Here is a 19,772-nt window from a genome sequence, read left to right on the forward strand (position 1 = left end):
GATTACGAAGTGAATGCTGAAAACAGACCTTTTTGAACTCGCACTTAATTTATTCAGAAGCAAGCTGTTCTTTCTTAAGCTCTTGTTTGTCGTATACTTTGACGAACGGAAACCAGACGAGGAACATCTGCAGCAATACCACTACCAAGAGCACGACGCCTTTGAATCCGGTTAAGATGAACGTTGAGATCCCAATCGGCGTATACCAGAGCTGGAATACTTTACTTGGAATATCTACAAGCCCAAGATCAAGTACGATGTAAACAATTATCGGCGTAATGATGCCGTTGATCCACATAGGAATCATCAAAATCGGGTTGAAGGCGACCGGAGCTCCGTAAATTACTGGTTCATTAATATTGAACAGTGACGGTACAATCGTTGCTTTCCCGATTGATTTCAGCTTTTTCGACTTAGCGAACAAGAACCAGACAATCAGCGGCAAAGTCGCCCCAAGTCCGCCGACACCAACCCAGCCGGAGAAGAACGTCTCGAACGTATTGATATTGACAGGCTCCAAGCCTTGAGCGACAAGGGAAGCATTCTGTTCAATCGCCGGAATCCAGATCGAGTAGAAGATCGGGGTCATAACCCACGGGCTTACACCAAAGGAATAAAGCAGAACTCCGATGAAGTTGAACAAGACGAAGCCAATCAGGGTCTGGCTGATTTTTTGCAGTGGGTTGAAGATGTCTACGATCAGTGTGAACATGTCAAAATGCAATTGATAGGTCAGAATCCAGCCGATAACTAGAATAATAGCAATCGGAACAAGGAAATCGAACCAGTCTTTAATGAATTCAGGCAATGACGTGTCTTTCTTAAAGAAAGAGAAGCGATTGAAAGCATTAATGATAACAGCTACAAAAACACCAACCAAAAGAGCTGTAACCATTCCGGAAGGCCCGAATCGTTCAAGAACGAATTGCACCGTTCCGTCGTCATGGAAGGTTGGCTTGAGCAACATCATGAACAGAGATAAGCCGGTCGCACCTGCAATGAGCTTAATCTTGTCATGGCCCTTCTTCTGCATGACGATATATGGAGTTAGAAAAGCAATAAAAATTCCAAGTAATCCGAAACTGAACGTCGTGATGGGTGACAAATCGGGCATGCTTGGGATGAAATCATTCAGAATGGATACCAATGTAATTAATGAACCAATGAAGATCATCGGCAAAGTAACCATAATCGCTTCCTGAATGGAATCCACCCACACATTTTTCGTAAATGCTTCTAAGCGTGGAGCAAATTTTTCTTCCATCCACTTCATTAGATGCTGCATGATGATTCCTCCTATTTGATTAAGCTAGATGTTAATCGCTTACATGCCTATTATAAAAAACCTTGATAACGCTTTCTTGTTGTTCCTTGCCTTATGTAGGTTTGTTTTTTGTCATGTTGGATGTCCACTTCCTTAGATTGCTACAAGCACCTTCCATTCTAAACAGCAAAAACACCTCTTCAGTTCGAAAAGGCGTTTTCTTCAGTTCATATGCATTAATATTGAGGTTGTAAGGTTATCAGCAGGATGCCATGCGAGGGGACGATATAAGTACGCTCTAGTTGTCCTGCAACTTCCAGCCATTCGACATGGATTTCGGGAACGCTTCTATACCGCAAAAATTGCAGCTCCTCCTCTGTTGGATAAGTCGGTGCTCCTAAGCGAATCCATTCATCGAAGACAGATCCATGCTCGCGGTCCAACCGGTAGCTTGTTATTTTATATTTATGTTCCAGTCCATCCAGCTTTAGTTGATATGACCGGCTCCCTTTTTCTTCAAAAATGGTATATCGGCTTGTCTCGGTCAATCCTGACCAATCCCCGCTCGCGAAAAGTTGATCCACATGGGTGTAATTATACATTAGAATCTGCAAGCATCCATCTCTGGCACTCGTTACGATATATCCGTCACCTTGGGCCAAAATACAATCTCCCAGTTTAGCCAACAGCTCGAAGGCATGATAACTGGGCTTCTTCAAGCCGTTACGGTTGATGAGACCAAAACCGCCGTAGAAGATGGAAGAAGGCACTAGGCTCTCTTCAAAGATATCCGTAAATGACCAGAAGGCAATGGATTTTAATGTACCCAGCGTTTGCAGCGCATGATGAATGACAAAGGTACCCATAAACATCGTATCGTGGATCAGATTGCGGTCATATAGAGAGAAATTCCATTCCGTCATGTGAAGCTCAAGTTCCGCCATAGCCGTCCCTGCAAGCTTGGATTTAAGACGCTTCACGCTGTCCAGATAGAAAGAAGAAGGCATGAGCGTCGTTAGTTTGACTTTTTCATCCTTCTGGTTCGGGTATTCCGAATAGACATGGAATGAAAAAAAGTCGATCGGAATCTGCTTGCCGCTGCAAAAGTCAATGAATTCTTCAGCCCAGTTATCATTCCAAAGGGAGCCGTAGCCCATGGCTGGTCCGCCTACGCGGAGCTTGGAAGAAATCGATTTAATCGTGGCTGCCGTCTCGGCATAGAATTCAAAATATTCCTGCTTTGTTCCCGCCCAACATACACCAGATAAATCAGGTTCATTCCACACTTCGAAGTACCACGTTGAAACTTCCTCCATGCCATAACGGTTCAAGCAGTGACGTACGAATTCGCGAACAAGCGCATTCCACTTATTCTGGTCTTTCGGTGGTGCAATATGCCCTCTCCACCAGAAGATCGTCTCATTCGAACGAGCAAGCGCCGAAGGCATGAAACTTAGAGCAACAAACGGGCGAATGCCTGCCTGAAGCAGAAAATCGTACAGCTTATCGACATAAGCCCAGTTGTAAATGGGCTCCCCTTCTTCCGTCTCCGAATACACCATCATCTCGTCATTAAAGATCCCATGGAAGCGGATATGCGAAAACCCGAGTCTGCGCTGAAGCTCCAGAAATTGCGCCTGCCAATCAGCACGTAATCCTTCAACGGCTCTTCCCGCCGTGGTAAGCCAATTCCAATGTTTCGTATAAGGAATACCCGCCGCCTTTCTGCCGACGTTGATTTCCACTTGCTTGTAAATGACATTTCCCGCTGGGGATGCGATAGATGTTTCTTTAGATGGCTCCAAATATTGATAGAGCGATTCCATTGCTTGGATCGTATCAACTTCATAATAATCGGCGCTTGGCGATTCCTCATAGGTCAGCGGCTTGCGGGTAGGATCTGCTGGCTTGGCTGTCATAACCGCCTCACGGAAAGCACCGGGAGTGCTATCGTATTTTTCTTTGAAATATTTATTAAACAGCTTGACGTTCGCAAAGCCGCAATCGAGCGCGATCTGAGTCATATTGTAATTGGTGTTTATCAAAGCATCAACAGCTTTCTCCAGCCGGACCGAAGTCAGATATTTCTGGAATGGAATGCCGATTTTGTCGCTGAAGAAACGAGAGAAATAATGCAGACTTAAATGCTCCTGTTCTGCAATGGATTGCAGCGTGATTTTCTGGCTATAATTGCGGTCGATAAATTGCAGCACTCGATTCAGACGCTGATAGTCATAATCCTTGACATTTTTGTGCTTCTCTTCCGTCATACGCCTGGAAAAGTAGCGCATAAGATGTCCCGCCAGCATGTGCAAAAGGCCCATTGAATAATTCCGGCTTCCCTTCGTCTTCTTGCTCGCTTCCCGAGCCATTTGTGCCAGATAGCACCGGATTCGGTCATAATGATCCCGTTTTTCGGGTGTCTGGTACAATGAATTGCAAGCCACATGCATATGCTCATCCATCAGCTCCGGGCTAAATTGAAGCGTAAGCAGGACATTGTCTTGATTCGTGCGTTCAATCTGGTGAACCGACATGCTGTTCACAACGATGATATCGTCTTGGCTTAGGGTGTAATTTTGCTGGTCCAGATGTATGGTAACCGCACCCTGCAGAACATAGATAATCTCGACTTCCTTATGCCAATGAAAAGGTACATACGCAACGCTGTTGACGAACAGCCTGATCGGCAGGTGCTCTTGAAAGTCGATAAATTCATACAGATAACTCAATGGCAAGGAACTCCTTTTTAAATATAGGCTTTATTCAACTTACTACAAAATAACGAAGTTTCAAAACACCTAACTAAATTTAATCTTCCTTATTTCGTCCCGTTTATCCACCTTTATTCTCCACCCCATCCAATAGTTTCATATAAGCACTGCCAATTATCTCATCAAATTTTACTTCATGAAAAAAAACCGCTCAATGAGCGGTTTGATACATTATTCCAGACTCTGAACATTCCCGTACGTCAGACATTTATTGTAGCGAGGAAGCCTTAAACTTAACTTATACACAAATCTTTCATATCTATCATTTTTTTCAAAATAATACTTAATGAATTAAAACATCCTGAATTTTACTACCAAATCCTTCCTATAGCTGATAGACTAACGAATGTACTTTTATATTATTCCAAGGGGGAAAACATGAAGAACTTTACAAAATTTCTATCTATTTTATTCGCCGCAGTGATTATATTATCTGGATGCTCAAGTAATAATGCTGCGGATTCGGAGAGCCGAGCTGCGGATGAGAAGCTGGCATTATCCTATGTCACGGACTACTACAATGGAACAAAAAAAGAGGACAGATTGAAGTTTGTTGATGAGAATGTGCATCCCGATGTGCAAGGCAAATTACGCGTTTGGGCTAAGTCAGGGGCTTTGGAAGACCAGAAGCTGAAGGATCCGAAGGTTGCAGAATCTTTGCCATATGAAGACGAAGACTCAAAAGGATCATTAGTACTCATTCAATCGGCAAACGATAAAGAAATGATCGTGCTGATTAACGATAATAAAGTTTACATGGGTTTAGTTCCATCCGGGAACGCTGGGGATTCGTACGAAGACATGCGTAGTTCATTTAAAACAGCTAAGTAAATAAATGGCAAAAGGGTCTCCTGATCTGAGATGACCCCCGTCAGTAGCATTAGAATAAAATGATTAAGCAGCCTTAGCTCGTATTTCCATCGGGCTAAGGCTGTTTAGTTTTTTCTGCAACCGCTCATCGTGGTAGAAATGAATGTACTCATCAATATGCCCCCCCTCCTCACCTCCATGTGAATCATTATGTACGGAATGTACACTATGTAGTACATACACACCTGACGCAAAATATGCTCGAATTTAAAAAGACAACATTCGACATCCCTGAAACGCAAAATCCACATCCGGATTCGGTTGTGGATTTTCGGGTGTAGTGATAGAGCTGATGTCACCAGAGCCATCGCTCTATCCCTCTAGTCTCTACATCTTGACTCTCCAGTAACAGGAGACTTTATACTAAAAGCAGAAAGAGGGAGGTGGCAGCACGATGGAAAATTTCTATTCGATCGGGGAAGTTTCGAAACTAACTGGAGCGACTATCAAAACCATACGATATTATGACGACATTAACCTACTTACAGCGTCTCATATTAGCGATTCAGGTTATCGATATTACAATCAGGAAGACATATGGCAGCTTGAGCTTATCTTGTTTTTACGATATCTCGGCTTCAAAATCAATGAAATCAAGCAGATGTTGCATCATGAACTGCCTGTATCCTCCTCTATCAAATGGCAGATTGAGGCCATTCAACATCAATTGAACCATCTTGAGCGAATTCAACATATCCTTATCCAGGCCGACAAACAAGATCACCCGGAGTCACAACTAACCTATTTGCATGATATTGCGGAGATCATTAGCAAAAACAGTCAGCGACGGCAAGATTTTATTGCGGCAAAAATACAACATGCCTTCATTGAACCGCAGATTTCAGAGGATTGGCGAGAGCAGATGCTTGGCACTTATATCGGTTTCGTACCTGGACATCAAGAGTTAACTGAGACGCAACTTGCCGCATGGTCCAGGATGAATACCCTGTTAAACGATGCTTCCTTTTCCGAAGAGATCAAGCAGAAGTTAAGCCCGTTCTGGCAGGCTGTCCAGCAACAGAATATTGAAGCTTCACCATGGCAAACGAAATATAAGCAAATCACCGATACAGTTATTTCATTAACGGAATCCGGAATGACGGAAAACTGCCCAGAGATGCACAATGCCGTACTAGATTATATCTCGCTATTCCGGGAGGCAGGCACACGGCTGGATGTAGATCTTTTGCAATCATTTATTGATGACACTAATGCGATGTCCTCAGATCGGGTACAAGAATGGTGGGATTTGGTAGTAACCTTAAACCCTTCACTTGAACCCTATTTCAATTCTCAATTGATGATAAACCGCACCATAGAATGGTTAATCGAACACCCCGAACATATCCATGATAGAGGTGAGAATCAGTGAACCCTACCGTATTAAACATTCCTGTATCTGATGGCAGCCTGTGCGTTTCCGCACACGGTACACATAACCAGATCCCTATCATTCTTTTACATGGCACCGCTGCCTATAACTATTGCTGGCGGAATGTGGTTTCATACTTAGCCCCTGCATACCGTATATATTGTCCTGATCTATTAGGGGCCGGATTTAGTGATAAACCCAAGGATGCCCTGTATTCTAAGCATGCGCAATCGTTACGTATAATCTCTATGATAGATTCTCTCCATTGTGGCCCAGTACACCTTATTGGTCATTCACTTGGAGGAGAAATCGCAACGCACATCGCATTGGAAGCACCTGATCTTGTGAAAAGTTTAACATTAATCGCTCCCGATGGATTCAGACAAGGTGTCTTTCCTCCTATCAAATGGGCCTCCCGAAAAGGATGGATGTCCGGTTTTTTCCGCAAAGCGATGCGCAGCCAAATGAAACCCGCTACGCTATCCAAAATACTGGGGGTCCCACTTGATCATATTACTCCTGATTTTGTGGAGAACTGGACAAAACCATATGAACATCCGAATATACCTGATATTATCGCAAAAACGCTTGCCGATGACGATTCAGGTGTTATATCTGATCGGGTGACCCAAATCAAAGCCCCAACCTTACTGGTCTATGGAACAAAAGATAAATTTATACCCAAACGTGTCTTTGATGCGTATAGCAATAGGTTACCAAATGTCTGTACAGAAGTTTATGAGGGGTATGGACATGTCCTTATGGAGCAATGCCCAGCTCGATTAGCAGAATCAATAAACACATTTGTGAAGAGTAACCTCTAAGGGCAAAGGAATGACTCACCGTCTCCATCAACGCAAAAAGGACACCTCGTGGGTGTCCTTTTTTAGGGCTCCATTAATCCAAAAATCGTACTACTGTTCCATAAGAAAAAATCTCCATAACCTGCTTCTTACTCATCATACCATCTGAAACAGCAGCACGATATTCAAACTGACAACTTACTATCGCATCACCACGAAGTTGTTCACATTTTTTCTTTAACTGATTTTTGACCCCCTCAAAGGCTAAATTGGGATCTGCAGATTTTAAAAAACCTTCTTTGTTTGAATCCATCGCAAATATCGTATCAATAACTTCATAATTCCTTTTCAAATCGCCAGTTGTAATTATTACTGCCATAGCTTTTCGCCTCCAATTTTTTATTAGTTTTAATAAGATTAATTGACTATTCACAGCACATTTGACCCAATTAATAGTTGCAATTACAATGTTATAATTCGACAAAATACAGGGAGATCCCTCCCATTATTTCAATATATTAGTTTATCCGTCCCCTAAACGACAAAAACCCGCTCACTGAGTGGGTTTATTATAAGTTTTCTGTAGAAATATGCATGAATAGCCACACAGCAGCCAGCACATAATAGACTTCATAACCTATTCCAGTAAACCAAGGAGGACCTTTCAATTGAGCACGAACCAACCGGACAAAAACCTAATCAACACGGTGAAAGATCTGGATGCGGCACCCGTGAACAGTCACGAGGCCCAACAGCAGCAGCAGGCCCGCAATGATCGCCGGAAACAAGCGCTGCATGACAGCAATGGCAAATACACTGAAAGTGAATCTGACAACTATCATTAGAAGCTTGCGTCCTTCACAATCTGCTACCCTTAGCTATTCATCGAACAAAACACTCCGGAGACCGTGTAGCTCCGGGGTATCTTTCAGAGCAAATATAACATTTCAGGCGCGATGATAGATAACGTCCGAACCCCAATAAACAACGCGTTTTCACTATCCTTTCCGAATACGAAAAACGCAAGAAAGCGACCTATCATAGTCGCTTACTTCTCTACTACATTTGGATTTTTCAATCTCTCATATGGGCGTTAATGGTATTAACTTCTAAGCATCCTGTGAAAGACTTTCAACTGCCGTAAAAAACACATCCAGCAGGTCTTTATCAAAATTGGCTTTTACATAGTCGGATATTTTGTCTAATTCTTCCTTGCTTTCATACTCTAAGCATGCACGCCCTTCACACCATAACACCGTGCATTGAAATAACTGCCTCACTTGTTCAATAACATAATCTTGCTCTACAACCTCACGGCTAACTGCCAACGTTCTCATGCCCCCTTTGTAAATGATTCCCTCTATAATCGATCCTATCCATATTATTCAAAATTTAAAATTATGTTTTCGATGACATATGTCACAAGTGTAAAACCTCTTTCAGGTCTAGATGTTCACGATTTTTAACTGAACATTTTCCTGACTTTTTATTAATTGACAATTAAAGTAACAGGAGGTAATATTGATCTTGGAAACCCAAAATAGATTTTCAGTTTCCATGGTTTCATGCTCGACACCCTTATCTAAGGAGAGAACATAAGTGATGACTGTACTACCCCCAGATGCTAGAGAACTCAAAGAAAAAATTATGGATAAATATTTTGAGCTTGGTATGGAGCAAGGATTTAGTAGAGTATTGCTGGATCAAGTAGCAAGCGAATTGTCCATTAGCAAAAAAACCATTTATAAATTTTTTTCCAGTAAAGAACAGATTATTTCTTCCTGCATTGATTCTGTATTCAATAATATTGACGCCGAAATACTTCCTGTTATGAATAACCCTTCCATAGATATTTTGGACAAAATCAAGATTCTGTCAGAACGTGTGGCTGGTCATCTTTCTTTTTTCACCAAACAACAAGTAGTTGAGATTCAACGAACTTTCCCCGACTTATGGTCTAAAATACTCGAGCAACGAAAAATTAGAATTGCACGTTATGACAGCTTGTTCCAATATGCTCAACAAAATGGATATTTCATCGATATCGACTCCAAAATAGTCCTTCACTTTTTTTTAATTGCTATTGAAGCATTTACGAGCGAGGGCTTTATTGAGGAGCATAACCTCTCCTATTCCGAGTCGTTACAACTCGCAACAAAAATTTTACTTGAGGGTGTTTTAAAGAAATCAGCTAATTGAAAAACGAAAGGAGCATAGCCTGTATGAAAGGTAAAATTGTGTTAGTTATCGGGGCATCCAGCGGTATTGGTCGTTCAGTTTCTTTAAAGCTTGCTAGTCAAGGAGCAAAGGTTATTGTATCTGCTAGATCCTTGGATGCTCTTGAAGTATTGAAGAAAACCATTGAAACAACTGGTGGGGAGTGCCATGTACGGCCATGCGATATTTGCTCTGAAGAATCTGTTCAGAAGCTAGTGGCTGAAACCATTCAACAATTCGGTCGTATCGATATCGCTATCCTGGGGTCAGCTATTCAATATATTGATACCGTGAATCAGCTTAATACGAGTGAAGTCGAGGCAATGTTCCAAACTAATGTAATTGGAATCATTCGTTGTACCCGATTTATTATTCCTCATATGCTTCAAAAGAAATCGGGGCAGATCGTCCTTATTTCCTCCATTATGGGGGAAGCTGCTTTTCCACATATGGTCCCCTATGGAGCAACAAAAGCGGCCATTTCATGCTTCGCCAGAGGATTACGCAGAGAAGTGAGCGATCAAGGCATTAATGTCATTCTCTTTTCTCCAGGACATATGAACACTAATTTAAGCTCTCACTTGCAGGGTCGGATCCCGCACTGGTACGGCAAATCCGGCTCACTGGATATTGATGAAGTTGCTAATAGAATGATAGAGGCAATTCAGAAGAAAAAGAATGAAGTTATAGTAGGACGTCAGAGCAACATGCTAGGTTATATGATTAAATACTTACCTAATGTTGCAAACAACATCATTCGAAAAATCACCTCATAGTTAGACTGAATCGACTTCACAATATGATCTTCCAACTTAAAAGGAGGTATTGTAATGACTCAACTAAACGCTGAAACCATTCATACAGATATAATTATTGTCGGTGGTGCTGTTGCGGGAGGTGCTCTTGCCTGTGCACTTGCAAAATATAATTTGAAAGTGCTCGTAATCGATAGAAGAAAAGACCCAGGCAGTATGAACCGCGGAGATGGCCTACAGCCTCGAACACTAGAGATATTAGAACAATGGGGTGTACTGCAAGACTTCCAGAAGCTAGATCACATCAAATCTTATGGGATTGAGCTGCATCATTCCTTATATAAAATGCTAATGAAGATTGATTTAAAGCCTTTAACATCAAGCAAGTTCAATTACATCATGAATATCCCTCATCGTGAGATCGAACAGGGATTACTTGATTGGGCCAACAAGCATGAGAACATTCGAATTATTCGTGGCAGTTCCGTTGAGAATTTGACTTATGATGATCATGGAAACGTTAATGGTGTATTGATGAAGTCAGGTAACAATCGAATTGAATGTCGCGCCAAAACTGTAGTCGCTGCTGATGGAGGATTGTCATCGATTAGAAAGGAATTGGCCATTGATGCCGAGCGCATGGTGTATAATCATGAGCTTATCGTCTTACATTTACCACGTCCTACATGGTTTACAGGTGATTTGAGAACACAGGTTCATTTGCATCGAGATGGAGCAGTTGTTCTTATTCCTTTGCCTGATCAGCAAATGCGAATTACAATCGTTGTTCCTTCTGGAAAGTCTGCGGAGTGGAGAAAACTCACCGATGCAGAACTATTGAGAAACCTAACAAAACGTGTCCCCAGCTTGAAAAACTTACATGTGCATCGTGAAGGCGAGCATATTTACAAAATGGTTCGAATGCATGCCAACCACTATTCTAATAAAGGTGTATCACTCATTGGGGATGCTGCCCATCTTACACATGCCTCCTCAGGGCAAGGGATGAACATGGCTATTCAAGATGCTGATGTATTAAGCAGGCTCCTTGCCAAAACTTTAAGCAATCAAATGGATTTGAAAGAAGCATTGGATTTATATGAAAAAGTAAGAAAGCCAATTAATGAAGATATTATCGAAAGATCTAACTTCATGTCTTCTGTCGTATATACACCCAATAAGCTTGCACATGCGGGTAAAATGTTTGGGATGTTTACAACTAGATTGGTTCCAGGTCTTCGCAAAAAAATTGGCGGTAAAATTGCACTCGGAATTTCTGGAACTAATCAGAAGGAAAACATTCTTCAAGTTTGCTCATCCTAATTATTCTTTTACAGTCTCACAATATATCTACTACAATCATATACAACACTTCGATTTATCTCTCAGAGCCTTAAAACTTCTCTCATGTTACACCATCTAGACTTATAGCAGTCTCTTGGCAACATCAACGTTTATTTTATTGCCTATGTCAGCAATAACCTCTTATTCATCAACACAATCATTTATTACCCAAAAAATTAGTTATTTATGTTCACTTATTGAGCATACATATTGACCTTGGAAGGAGGTAAGGAAGCACGTCGTTATGCAATCAAGGTACGAATGATCGTTTGGTTCTTCGTGCATAGTTTATCTAAAGAGGAGGAGTTTTTTTGATGTCAACCCTAAGTTTCCCTAATTCTGGACTTGTTAAGAAGGTCTTAGCCGGCGGTTTATTGATGACGCTCGCTTTTATGGCTCTATTCTTATTCGAGTCCAAAGCATCCGCTCACGGATATGTAAGTAATCCTTCCAGCCGTGCGGATTTATGTGCAAGAGGAATCAATACGAATTGTGGACTTATTATTTATGAACCGTATAGCTTAGAAGCAGACAAAGGATTCCCGGCAGCAGGTCCAGCTGATGGTAAAATCGCAAGTGCTAACGGCTTGTTCGCTCCACTTGATCAGCAATCCGAAACTCGTTGGACAAAAGTAAACATTTCACCCGGACAAACGACTTTTGACTGGAAGTTAAAAGTACCTCATGCAACAGCTAGCTGGAAATACTACATTACCAAGCAGGATTGGGACCCGAATGCACCATTAACTCGTGCATCCTTCGACTTAACTCCTTTCTGTAATGTACCGTATAAAGGTACGCCGTCAAATACCTATTCCGACACTTGTAACGTACCGAACAGAACGGGATATCAAGTCATTCTCGCTGTTTGGGAAATTTCGGACACAGGAAATGCATTCTATAACGTTATCGATGTTAACTTCTCCGGTGATGGAAATCCAGATACCACAGCACCAACTGCTCCTACAGGAGTAACAGCTTCCAATGTTGCAACCACTAGTGCAACAATTTCTTGGAATGCTGCCACAGATAATGTAGGCGTTACGAATTATCGTATTTTTAACGGTTCAACCCAAATCGCTTCCACAAATGCACTGAATTACAATCTAACAGGCTTAACACCTAATACAACCTATAACATTACCGTTAAAGCAGTAGATGCTGCCGGGAACGTATCACCGGCTAGCAATTCTGTATCCTTCACCACACAAGCCGTAGAAGGTCCTGATACTCAGGCTCCTTCGGCTCCTACAAGCTTACATGTGATGGGTACAATTACATCTACTACAGTTCCTTTAATGTGGAATGCTTCAACGGACAATGTGGGTGTAACCGGCTATCAAGTGTTCCAAGGCTCGACATTAGTCTCTACGGTTTCTGGTTCAACGCTTGAATACACGGTTACGGGTCTGTCGCCAAATACGGCTTACTCCTTTACTGTAAAGGCTGTAGATGCAGCTGGTAATGTATCCGCTGCTAGCAATATTGTCAATGTAACTACACCTAGCGCACCTGTCACCTACCCAGCCTGGGATGCATCCACTGTTTATGTTGGTGGCAGCAAAGTAACCTATAACGGTGTAAACTATGAAGCTAAATGGTGGACTCTAGGTGAAACTCCGGGTGGAGCCGACGTGTGGAAAGTCATTCCTTAGTATTCAGATTTTCATGACTACAGAATTTTTCTGTAGTCATTTTTCTTTTGATGTCACCCCCAAATCTGCACAAAAAAAGCGACCGTGTAATGTCGATCACGTCGCCGTCCGCATTATATTTAGGCATTTCAATCTAGTCATCTTACACGCACCATATCATTCGATGATAATTGAACACCTGCCACCAGACCTAATATGGAATCCTTAATGCATAGCATCAGAACAGCCGATAAGGCACCGGGCCCACTGAGAATGATCAACGGATTCTGACCGATGAGACTCGAGATCACAACAATGCCGCCGATGAGGAATAGAATAATCTTCGCAACCTGAATGTATCCCTTAATCGGTCTGATACGACAGCTTGTAAAACACTTTTTTTCCACGATGATATTGTCCCATGTGTACCGATTGTTGTTGACGATATGAATGATCGTCTTCAGCACGATTTTTTTGGCTATAAAATTAGCCTATTGTTATAGGTTAGATTCTAGTACTACGCAAAAGAACAAAAAATGCCATTCGAAACCTAGTTTGGAGCCATAACCAAACGGGTTCAATATCCATCGTCATGCTCGCGGGGGTGCGATTCCTATATAAGTTGGCTATAATAAAGATACGCGCCTGCATCTCGTGAGAACGAGGTACATGACCGATTGATTAATAAAAAAAGGCAGGATAAATATGCGCATACATGTCCATATGATTGCTCCATATGAAGCAATGATTCCCGTAATACAAGAGTGCATTCCCCATTTCCCCGAACTAGACATTCAGTATGTGGTCGGCGACTTGATGAAAGGGGCGGAATTAGCAGCCCATGCTGAGAAAAACGGAGCCGAGGTCATTATCAGCCGCGGTGGAACGGCTCAGCGGATCAAGGATGCAGTCACGATTCCCGTCATTGACATTCACCTTTCGGGATACGACATGATCCGTTCGCTCACGCTGGCGAGTCAGTTTAACGGAAAAACAGCCATCGTGGGCTTTTCCAATATTACTTCCGGCGCACAATCGATTATTGATCTGATGGATTTGCCTATAAAGGTGTACACCATACATAGTTCCGAAGACGTTGCCATTTTACTGCTGGAGCTGAAGGCCGACGGTTACCGCCAGATTCTCGGCGATGTCATCACCGTGAACACAGCCAAAGCTTACGGCTTGAAGGGCTTGTTAATACATTCAGGCAAAGAATCGATCGTAAGATCTCTCAAGGATGCGCAGCTTATCTATCGTTATCTCAGCAAAAACAATGTCATTTCGATGATTTTGAACGATCTGGTTACACTGGAGCATCCCAATCTCGTCATTTTGAACGATCGGAATGAGGTCATATTTGAGCAACTGACCGATTTTGACCGCAACCCTTTGACCGACAACCATATTTTTCTGACCAATACCAACTTGGAATTCCACAAATCCAAGATTCAGAATGTCTTCATGGTCGATGATTTCCAGTTAGTGGTCACGGCCTATGAAACAACATTGAATCATAGAAGTTATAAAGTATACTTTCTGGAAAAAGAACAGCCTTATGAATTTGCGCAGACAGGCATAAAAGCATATACAGAAACATTAGCCGAGCCTATTGTCGCGGAATCCTCCGCTATGCGCACCACATTGGAAAATATCAAAGCTCTCTATAAACACCATGAGCCCATTCATCTGCTCGGGGAGAAGGATACGGGGAAGTCCTTCATGGTTCAATACTTTCATCAATTATACTCGGACGGCGACTTGCTTCTTCAGATCGATGCAGCCCAAATTTCCCCGGATCAGTTAGAAAAAATTCCTCTGTCCAAAGTTCACAATGTGGAATTAATCCATATAGAACAAGGCAGCCTTGATTCTCGTTTCGCTGCATTTGTTGAGGCCTGCCTTAATAGGCAGATTGGCGTATTCATGCTCAGTGAACAGCCGCTTAACCAAGCTGAAACCGGACATATAAAGCTAAATACGATCATCATGCCGTCCCTGTCTGACCGATTGGATGATCTATCTTCGCTCATTCAGCATTTTCTAAGCCGATACCATCAAAAATACGGAACCACCGCGGTGAAAATAAAGGATGACGCATTACAGCTGATACGGCAGTCCGCTTCGCATATGACGATTGGCCAATTAAAACAGCTCATCAAACAGGCAGCCTTGAACGAAACGGATTACGTGATTTCAGCCGAAACATTATCTCGCCTGCTGGATGGGCATTCTGCCTCAAATCCTATCCAACTTGAAGGTACCTTAAAAGAGATCGAGAAAGGAATAATTCAACACGTACTCCATGAGGAAAATAATAATCAATCTAGAGCGGCAGAACGATTAGGGATTAATCGAGCCACGCTTTGGCGTAAACTTAAAGAATAAATTTAAGTTTACGCCTTTTCTTCATCATATGTGTTGCAATTTTAAACAGTTTAATGGAATTATCTTTTTTACAAAAATTATATGTTGCTAAAATAAACAATATGCTCTAGTATGATTTATGGAAGCGCTTCAATAAAACGATTACACAAGGAGCTAATATTATGAAAATCAAAGCGACATTAGATCGTATCCCTGGCGGTATGATGGTTGTTCCCCTCCTCATCGGAGCGTGCATCAATACATTCGCACCAAACGCTTTGCGAATCGGCGGCTTCACGGAGGCCTTGTTCGTGAATAGCTCGAGTACGCTCATTGCCCTATTCTTGTTGATTGCCGGAACGCAAATCACGTTTAAAACGGCGGGATCATCTGTTGGGAAGGGCGTCACGCTGCTGGTGTTCAAATGGGTAATCGGTGCTCTATTGGGATTGATCGCCATTATGTTTGCAGATTCCAATGGATTATTCCTGGGTCTTGCCCCTCTTGCCATTATCGCCGCGATGACGAATTCCAACGGCGGACTGTATATAGCATTAGCTGGACAATATGGGAAAGAGGATGACAAAGCTGCCTATCCTTTCCTTGCTTTAAGCGACGGACCATTCTTGACGATGGTGGCACTCTCGATCTTTGGCGCTATGGGTTTTGCCAACGGCATGTTCTCGCCGATATCTTTTGTTGCGGTACTGCTTCCCCTGCTTGTCGGCGTCGTGATCGGGAACCTGGACCGCGATATGGCCGATTGGCTGCATAAAGGCAGTGACAAGTTGGTTCCTTTCTTCGCCTTCTCGTTGGGTATGGGGATCAATTTCTCGTCCATCATTCAGGGCGGACTCAGCGGTATCTTGCTTGGGGTGCTGACCGTATTACTTACGGGCGGCATTGGATTTCTTCTCTTTAAAGCCATCGGTTGGAACCCGATTGTCGGGGCTTCGGAAGGCTCCACAGCCGGTAATGCGGTTGGTACGCCGGCTGCGATTGTTGCTGCCAACGCATCATTCGCTCCCATCGCTGAACTTGCAACTGTACAAATTGCTGCGAGCGTCGTGACGACGGCCATCCTGCTGCCGATCTTTATTGGTTTCCTGTCCAAGCGATTGGAGAAATCAGGCGGCGTAGCCAAATACAATAATCCGACATCATAGAGGTTTTTTTAAGAACCCCTCTATCCATCAGCTTTTAAGAGGAGGTAGCAACATGAAATTAGCCATTATCGCAGATGATTTGACTGGTGCCAATGACAGCGGGGTCCAACTCGCTCGTCATGGCCTGAAAACAAGCGTGTTGTTCAATATGGACGACGACAACATTCATCACTACGATGCTGTCGTCTTCGATACAGATAGCCGTTCCATAACATCAGAGGAAGCTTATCGGCGAGTAAGCCGAGCGGCCCAATTTCTAACGGATGCCGGGTTTGACACGATTTTTAAAAAAATGGACTCTACCATGCGCGGCAATATCGGGGTCGAAATCGATGCCCTGTACGACATAGTGAAGCCTGACTTCATGATGATCGCTCCGGGCTATCCCAAAAATAATCGCACCATTCTAAATGGTACCCATTATTTGAATGGAGTACCTCTGGCAGAAACTGAAATTGCCAACGACCCCAAGACGCCGGTCACCCATTCCTATCTCCCTGACTTGCTTCAATTGCAAACCAAGTATGCCGTCGGCGAGATTTCAGTCCGCGATCTGGATGCTGGAAGGGACCATATTGAGACTATATTAAAAGAATTTCAAGAAAATAATATTCCATATGTGCTGGTTGACTCCACGGAAGAAGTGCATTTAGAGCAAATCCTGCAAATAACCAGACAACTTGACTTTCGTTTCGCATGGGCTGGATCTGCAGGCATTGCCAACTACCTGCCTTTTCATTACGATATTTCGAGCCATCCTGTCGAGCTCACCATCACGCAAAATCAGGGGCCGATCCTTACCGTCGTGGGCAGCGTGAACAAGAATTCCCGCGCGCAGCTTAAACTTCTGCTTGAACAAACCGATGTTTACCCGGTACAATTTAACTCCTACAAAGCTGTATCGGAGCAAGCAGAGCGCAATGAGGAAATCAACCGCGTGTATGAAGAAGTAAAGACAGAAGCACTAAAAGGCAAAGATATTGCCATCTACTCAACCGCAGAGCAGCGTGATGTCGAACAAGCACGCGCAGCAGGTGAGGTTAGAGGACTTAATCACACCGAGGTCAGCAATGAAATTGTGCGAGCTATTGGTGAAATCTGCGCCAAGCTGCTTGAGAACGGGTATTTCAAAGGAGTATCCATGACTGGCGGAGATACCGCCAAGCAGATCTGTATGAAATGGACCATTAGCGGATTTGAATTGTTGGACGAGCTTGAAATCGGTGTGCCGATTTCGAAATTCTTAAGCGTCGACGACCTGTATGTGATCACCAAGGCAGGCGGATTCGGCAAACCGGACGTATTTATCCATGCGATCCAAAAGTTAAAAGGAGGTCATAGAGCATGAAACCCACGATTGGAATTACGATGGGCGATGCCGCAGGCATCGGGCCCGAGATTATTATGAAGGCACTTTCCCATCAGGAAATGTACGATAACTGCAATCCACTCGTGATTGGAGATGCGAAAATCTTAGATCGGGTTCTGCCAATTATCAGTTCAGACCTAAAGGTGCGCGCCATTCAAGATCCATCCGAGGCAAAATACGAATTTGGCGCCGTGGATGTCATTGATCTGGATCTCGTTCCGGCTGACCTCAAATTCGGCGAAGTTTCCGCGGTTGCGGGAGATGCGGCTTTTCAATTCCTGGCTAGAGCGATCGATCTGGCGAAGCAGCACAAGATCCACTCCATCTGTACAGCACCTCTGAACAAGGAAGCTTTGCATCGAGGCGGGCATCTGTATCCTGGACACACCGAGATTTTAGCGGATCTCACGGATACGAAAGATTTCTCGATGATGCTGACAACGCCGAACTTGCGGGTCATTCACCTGACAACGCATATGGGATTGATCGAAGCCATTCAGAGTATCAACCCGGAAAGAACGTATACCGTCGTCAAATTGGCTCACGATACCTTGAAGAAAGCCGGATTCGACAATCCGAGAGTCGCTGTCTGCGGAATTAACCCTCATGCGGGCGAGAACGGGCTCTTCGGCAACGGCGAAGAAGAGGAAAAACTGCAACCGGGCATCGAGCGCGCTCAGCAGGAAGGCATTAACGTTGTAGGCCCCCTGCCTGCGGATACGTTATTCTTCAGAGCAGGCAGAGGCGATTTCGATATCGTTGTTGCTTGCTACCATGACCAGGGACATGCACCCATCAAGGTCATGGGCATCGAAGAGGGCGTGAACATCACGGTCGGACTGAAGGGCGGTATCATCCGCACCTCCGTGGACCATGGCACAGCCTTCGATATTGCAGGGAAAAATATCGCTGATGACAAGAGCATGCTCGCCGCGATTCGTTCTGCCATTGAACTGGCTCCGAAGGATCAGATCTAACCTGAGCTATAACGATGCAATGATAGCATTATAAGGCCCGGCCTTCGCCGGGTCCTTCTTCATATTAACCTTTTCTTTTATATCCCCATCTTCAGAAATTTGACAACTGCTCGCCGTATGCCCGCATAAAGCACATTAAAGTCACCATTAAAACAAGGGATGGGTTACCAGTGCCCGGGGGACCTTCAATAATGCTAATGGTACTTTTCAAAGCCTGTTCAAGCGCGGTCCTTTGACTCATATTGTATCTGAATGGGAAAATCGGCTCGGATGTAACGGGAATATCGCTCTTTATGAGACTTTTCAGAAGGTAATGGCTCAAGGCACTATCCGGATCTACATAATTTAGTTTCGCAAATTGCTTGGCCAAAAAAGCTTCCTTGTTCTCCTGTTCATCCTAACTCTTCACATGTTTTGAAATCGCGCGCCAATAGTATAGGGATTCCAGGAAGCTTTGCATAGGATTCTCCTTATACGGTACGCTTATGCGTATAGTCAAGCTGAAATCGATCTTTTAAGAGGTGGTTATTATGGGCAAAAAAGTTATCGTTAAAGTCTCGGAATTAACCAAAGCACATAATATTTCTTTGCGAGAGTTGTCTCGACTATCCGATGTACGGCACGCAGCCCTAAGTGAACTTGCCAACGGAAAACGGGAAAGTATCAGCTTTAGTCATATTGAAAGAATTGCTGAGGCTTTAAATATTAGCGATATTCGGGAGATTATTGAGTTGGTGGATGAGGGGGATATTGTTCGAAGATAAAGATACCAACGATACATAGGAAATATCTCTGATGGCTTTGCAATAGTTTTCACGCTTTCCGATCCATTTTGATAATGTATAACTGCTTGTAATCTT

General features: G+C 43.3%; 17 protein-coding genes and 1 pseudogene. 13 read left to right on the forward strand and 5 right to left on the reverse strand.

Going from position 1 to position 19,772, the window contains the following annotated elements; genetic code table 11:
- Positions 1-49 precede the first annotated feature (49 nt).
- Together AC2TF5_RS26430 and AC2TF5_RS26435 are read right to left on the reverse strand one after the other, a co-directional pair.
- On the reverse strand, positions 50-1,285 hold the full coding sequence (locus tag AC2TF5_RS26430; protein ID WP_491300046.1) for a PTS sugar transporter subunit IIC: 1,236 nt from the start codon (positions 1,283-1,285) through the stop codon (positions 50-52).
- Positions 1,286-1,500: 215 nt separating this feature from the next.
- Positions 1,501-3,996 carry a GH39 family glycosyl hydrolase gene (locus AC2TF5_RS26435; RefSeq protein WP_491300047.1) on the reverse strand — a complete coding sequence of 832 codons (2,496 nt, stop codon included), beginning with the start codon at positions 3,994-3,996 and terminating at the stop codon, positions 1,501-1,503.
- A gap of 420 nt (positions 3,997-4,416) precedes the next feature.
- Here AC2TF5_RS26435 and AC2TF5_RS26440 point away from each other — a divergent pair, with 420 nt between their 5' ends.
- The 3 genes from AC2TF5_RS26440 to AC2TF5_RS26450 all read left to right on the forward strand — a co-directional run bounded on the left by AC2TF5_RS26440 (position 4,417) and on the right by AC2TF5_RS26450 (position 7,104).
- Positions 4,417-4,869, forward strand: a complete 453-nt coding sequence (locus tag AC2TF5_RS26440) for a hypothetical protein (protein ID WP_491300048.1) — start codon at positions 4,417-4,419, stop codon at positions 4,867-4,869.
- Positions 4,870-5,302: 433 nt separating this feature from the next.
- Positions 5,303-6,280: a MerR family transcriptional regulator gene (locus tag AC2TF5_RS26445; protein ID WP_491300049.1), complete on the forward strand. Its 978-nt coding sequence runs from the start codon at positions 5,303-5,305 to the stop codon at positions 6,278-6,280.
- Positions 6,277-7,104 carry an alpha/beta fold hydrolase gene (locus AC2TF5_RS26450; protein ID WP_491300050.1) on the forward strand — a complete coding sequence of 276 codons (828 nt, stop codon included), beginning with the start codon at positions 6,277-6,279 and terminating at the stop codon, positions 7,102-7,104. The genes AC2TF5_RS26445 and AC2TF5_RS26450 overlap by 4 nt, the downstream gene beginning before the upstream one ends.
- Before the next feature lie 73 nt (positions 7,105-7,177).
- Here the strand turns inward: AC2TF5_RS26450 and AC2TF5_RS26455 are convergent, their stop codons facing one another.
- Positions 7,178-7,462 (reverse strand): hypothetical protein, encoded by a 285-nt coding sequence (locus AC2TF5_RS26455; RefSeq protein ID WP_491300051.1) that lies wholly within the window; start codon positions 7,460-7,462, stop codon positions 7,178-7,180.
- Between the two features lie 289 nt (positions 7,463-7,751).
- Here AC2TF5_RS26455 and AC2TF5_RS26460 point away from each other — a divergent pair, with 289 nt between their 5' ends.
- Positions 7,752-7,928: a hypothetical protein gene (locus AC2TF5_RS26460; RefSeq protein ID WP_491300052.1), complete on the forward strand. Its 177-nt coding sequence runs from the start codon at positions 7,752-7,754 to the stop codon at positions 7,926-7,928.
- 264 nt (positions 7,929-8,192) lie between these two features.
- On the opposite strand, the gene AC2TF5_RS26465 is transcribed toward AC2TF5_RS26460, so the two are convergent.
- Entirely contained in the window at positions 8,193-8,411 is a 219-nt protein-coding gene (locus AC2TF5_RS26465) for a hypothetical protein (protein ID WP_491300053.1), read from the reverse strand.
- Positions 8,412-8,685: 274 nt separating this feature from the next.
- Between AC2TF5_RS26465 and AC2TF5_RS26470 the strand changes: the two genes are divergently transcribed.
- From AC2TF5_RS26470 to AC2TF5_RS26485, 4 genes are all read left to right on the forward strand, one after another.
- Positions 8,686-9,282, forward strand: coding sequence for a TetR/AcrR family transcriptional regulator (locus AC2TF5_RS26470; protein ID WP_491303011.1), 597 nt, complete (start codon positions 8,686-8,688; stop codon positions 9,280-9,282).
- A 23-nt stretch (positions 9,283-9,305) separates the two neighbouring features.
- Complete coding sequence (locus AC2TF5_RS26475) at positions 9,306-10,076, forward strand: SDR family NAD(P)-dependent oxidoreductase (RefSeq protein ID WP_491300054.1); 771 nt, start codon at positions 9,306-9,308, stop codon at positions 10,074-10,076.
- Positions 10,077-10,130: 54 nt separating this feature from the next.
- Positions 10,131-11,378 (forward strand): FAD-dependent oxidoreductase, encoded by a 1,248-nt coding sequence (locus AC2TF5_RS26480; RefSeq protein ID WP_491300055.1) that lies wholly within the window; start codon positions 10,131-10,133, stop codon positions 11,376-11,378.
- Between the two features lie 335 nt (positions 11,379-11,713).
- Positions 11,714-13,054, forward strand: coding sequence for a lytic polysaccharide monooxygenase (locus tag AC2TF5_RS26485; protein WP_491300056.1), 1,341 nt, complete (start codon positions 11,714-11,716; stop codon positions 13,052-13,054).
- 136 nt (positions 13,055-13,190) lie between these two features.
- Here AC2TF5_RS26485 and AC2TF5_RS26490 read toward each other — a convergent pair.
- Positions 13,191-13,524 (reverse strand): annotated as a pseudogene (locus tag AC2TF5_RS26490) (mechanosensitive ion channel family protein); the annotation flags it as partial.
- A gap of 214 nt (positions 13,525-13,738) precedes the next feature.
- Here AC2TF5_RS26490 and AC2TF5_RS26495 point away from each other — a divergent pair.
- From AC2TF5_RS26495 to AC2TF5_RS26515, 5 genes are all read left to right on the forward strand, one after another.
- The gene (locus AC2TF5_RS26495) at positions 13,739-15,421 is read left to right on the forward strand and encodes a PrpR N-terminal domain-containing protein (RefSeq protein WP_491300057.1); all 1,683 of its coding nucleotides are present in this window, start codon (positions 13,739-13,741) and stop codon (positions 15,419-15,421) included.
- A gap of 161 nt (positions 15,422-15,582) precedes the next feature.
- Positions 15,583-16,566, forward strand: a complete 984-nt coding sequence (locus tag AC2TF5_RS26500; RefSeq protein WP_491300058.1) for a 2-keto-3-deoxygluconate permease — start codon at positions 15,583-15,585, stop codon at positions 16,564-16,566.
- A 52-nt stretch (positions 16,567-16,618) separates the two neighbouring features.
- Positions 16,619-17,914, forward strand: coding sequence for a four-carbon acid sugar kinase family protein (locus AC2TF5_RS26505; RefSeq protein ID WP_491300059.1), 1,296 nt, complete (start codon positions 16,619-16,621; stop codon positions 17,912-17,914).
- Positions 17,911-18,912, forward strand: coding sequence for a 4-hydroxythreonine-4-phosphate dehydrogenase PdxA (pdxA, locus tag AC2TF5_RS26510; protein WP_491300060.1), 1,002 nt, complete (start codon positions 17,911-17,913; stop codon positions 18,910-18,912). The genes AC2TF5_RS26505 and pdxA overlap by 4 nt, the downstream gene beginning before the upstream one ends.
- A 530-nt stretch (positions 18,913-19,442) precedes the next feature.
- Positions 19,443-19,676, forward strand: a complete 234-nt coding sequence (locus AC2TF5_RS26515) for a helix-turn-helix domain-containing protein (protein WP_491300061.1) — start codon at positions 19,443-19,445, stop codon at positions 19,674-19,676.
- Positions 19,677-19,772 lie beyond the last annotated feature (96 nt).

The organism is Paenibacillus sp. JNUCC 34 (assembly GCF_058269055.1).

Coding starts and splice junctions, on each gene's coding strand:
- AC2TF5_RS26515 (WP_491300061.1), top strand. CDS start 19,443: ATGGGCAAAAAAGTTATCGTTAAAGTCTCGGAATTAACCAAAGCACAT.
- AC2TF5_RS26500 (WP_491300058.1), top strand. CDS start 15,583: ATGAAAATCAAAGCGACATTAGATCGTATCCCTGGCGGTATGATGGTT.
- pdxA (WP_491300060.1), top strand. CDS start 17,911: ATGAAACCCACGATTGGAATTACGATGGGCGATGCCGCAGGCATCGGG.
- AC2TF5_RS26440 (WP_491300048.1), top strand. CDS start 4,417: ATGAAGAACTTTACAAAATTTCTATCTATTTTATTCGCCGCAGTGATT.
- AC2TF5_RS26505 (WP_491300059.1), top strand. CDS start 16,619: ATGAAATTAGCCATTATCGCAGATGATTTGACTGGTGCCAATGACAGC.
- AC2TF5_RS26430 (WP_491300046.1), bottom strand. CDS start 1,285: ATGCAGCATCTAATGAAGTGGATGGAAGAAAAATTTGCTCCACGCTTA.
- AC2TF5_RS26470 (WP_491303011.1), top strand. CDS start 8,686: ATGACTGTACTACCCCCAGATGCTAGAGAACTCAAAGAAAAAATTATG.
- AC2TF5_RS26495 (WP_491300057.1), top strand. CDS start 13,739: ATGCGCATACATGTCCATATGATTGCTCCATATGAAGCAATGATTCCC.
- AC2TF5_RS26480 (WP_491300055.1), top strand. CDS start 10,131: ATGACTCAACTAAACGCTGAAACCATTCATACAGATATAATTATTGTC.
- AC2TF5_RS26475 (WP_491300054.1), top strand. CDS start 9,306: ATGAAAGGTAAAATTGTGTTAGTTATCGGGGCATCCAGCGGTATTGGT.
- AC2TF5_RS26455 (WP_491300051.1), bottom strand. CDS start 7,462: ATGGCAGTAATAATTACAACTGGCGATTTGAAAAGGAATTATGAAGTT.
- AC2TF5_RS26445 (WP_491300049.1), top strand. CDS start 5,303: ATGGAAAATTTCTATTCGATCGGGGAAGTTTCGAAACTAACTGGAGCG.
- AC2TF5_RS26485 (WP_491300056.1), top strand. CDS start 11,714: ATGTCAACCCTAAGTTTCCCTAATTCTGGACTTGTTAAGAAGGTCTTA.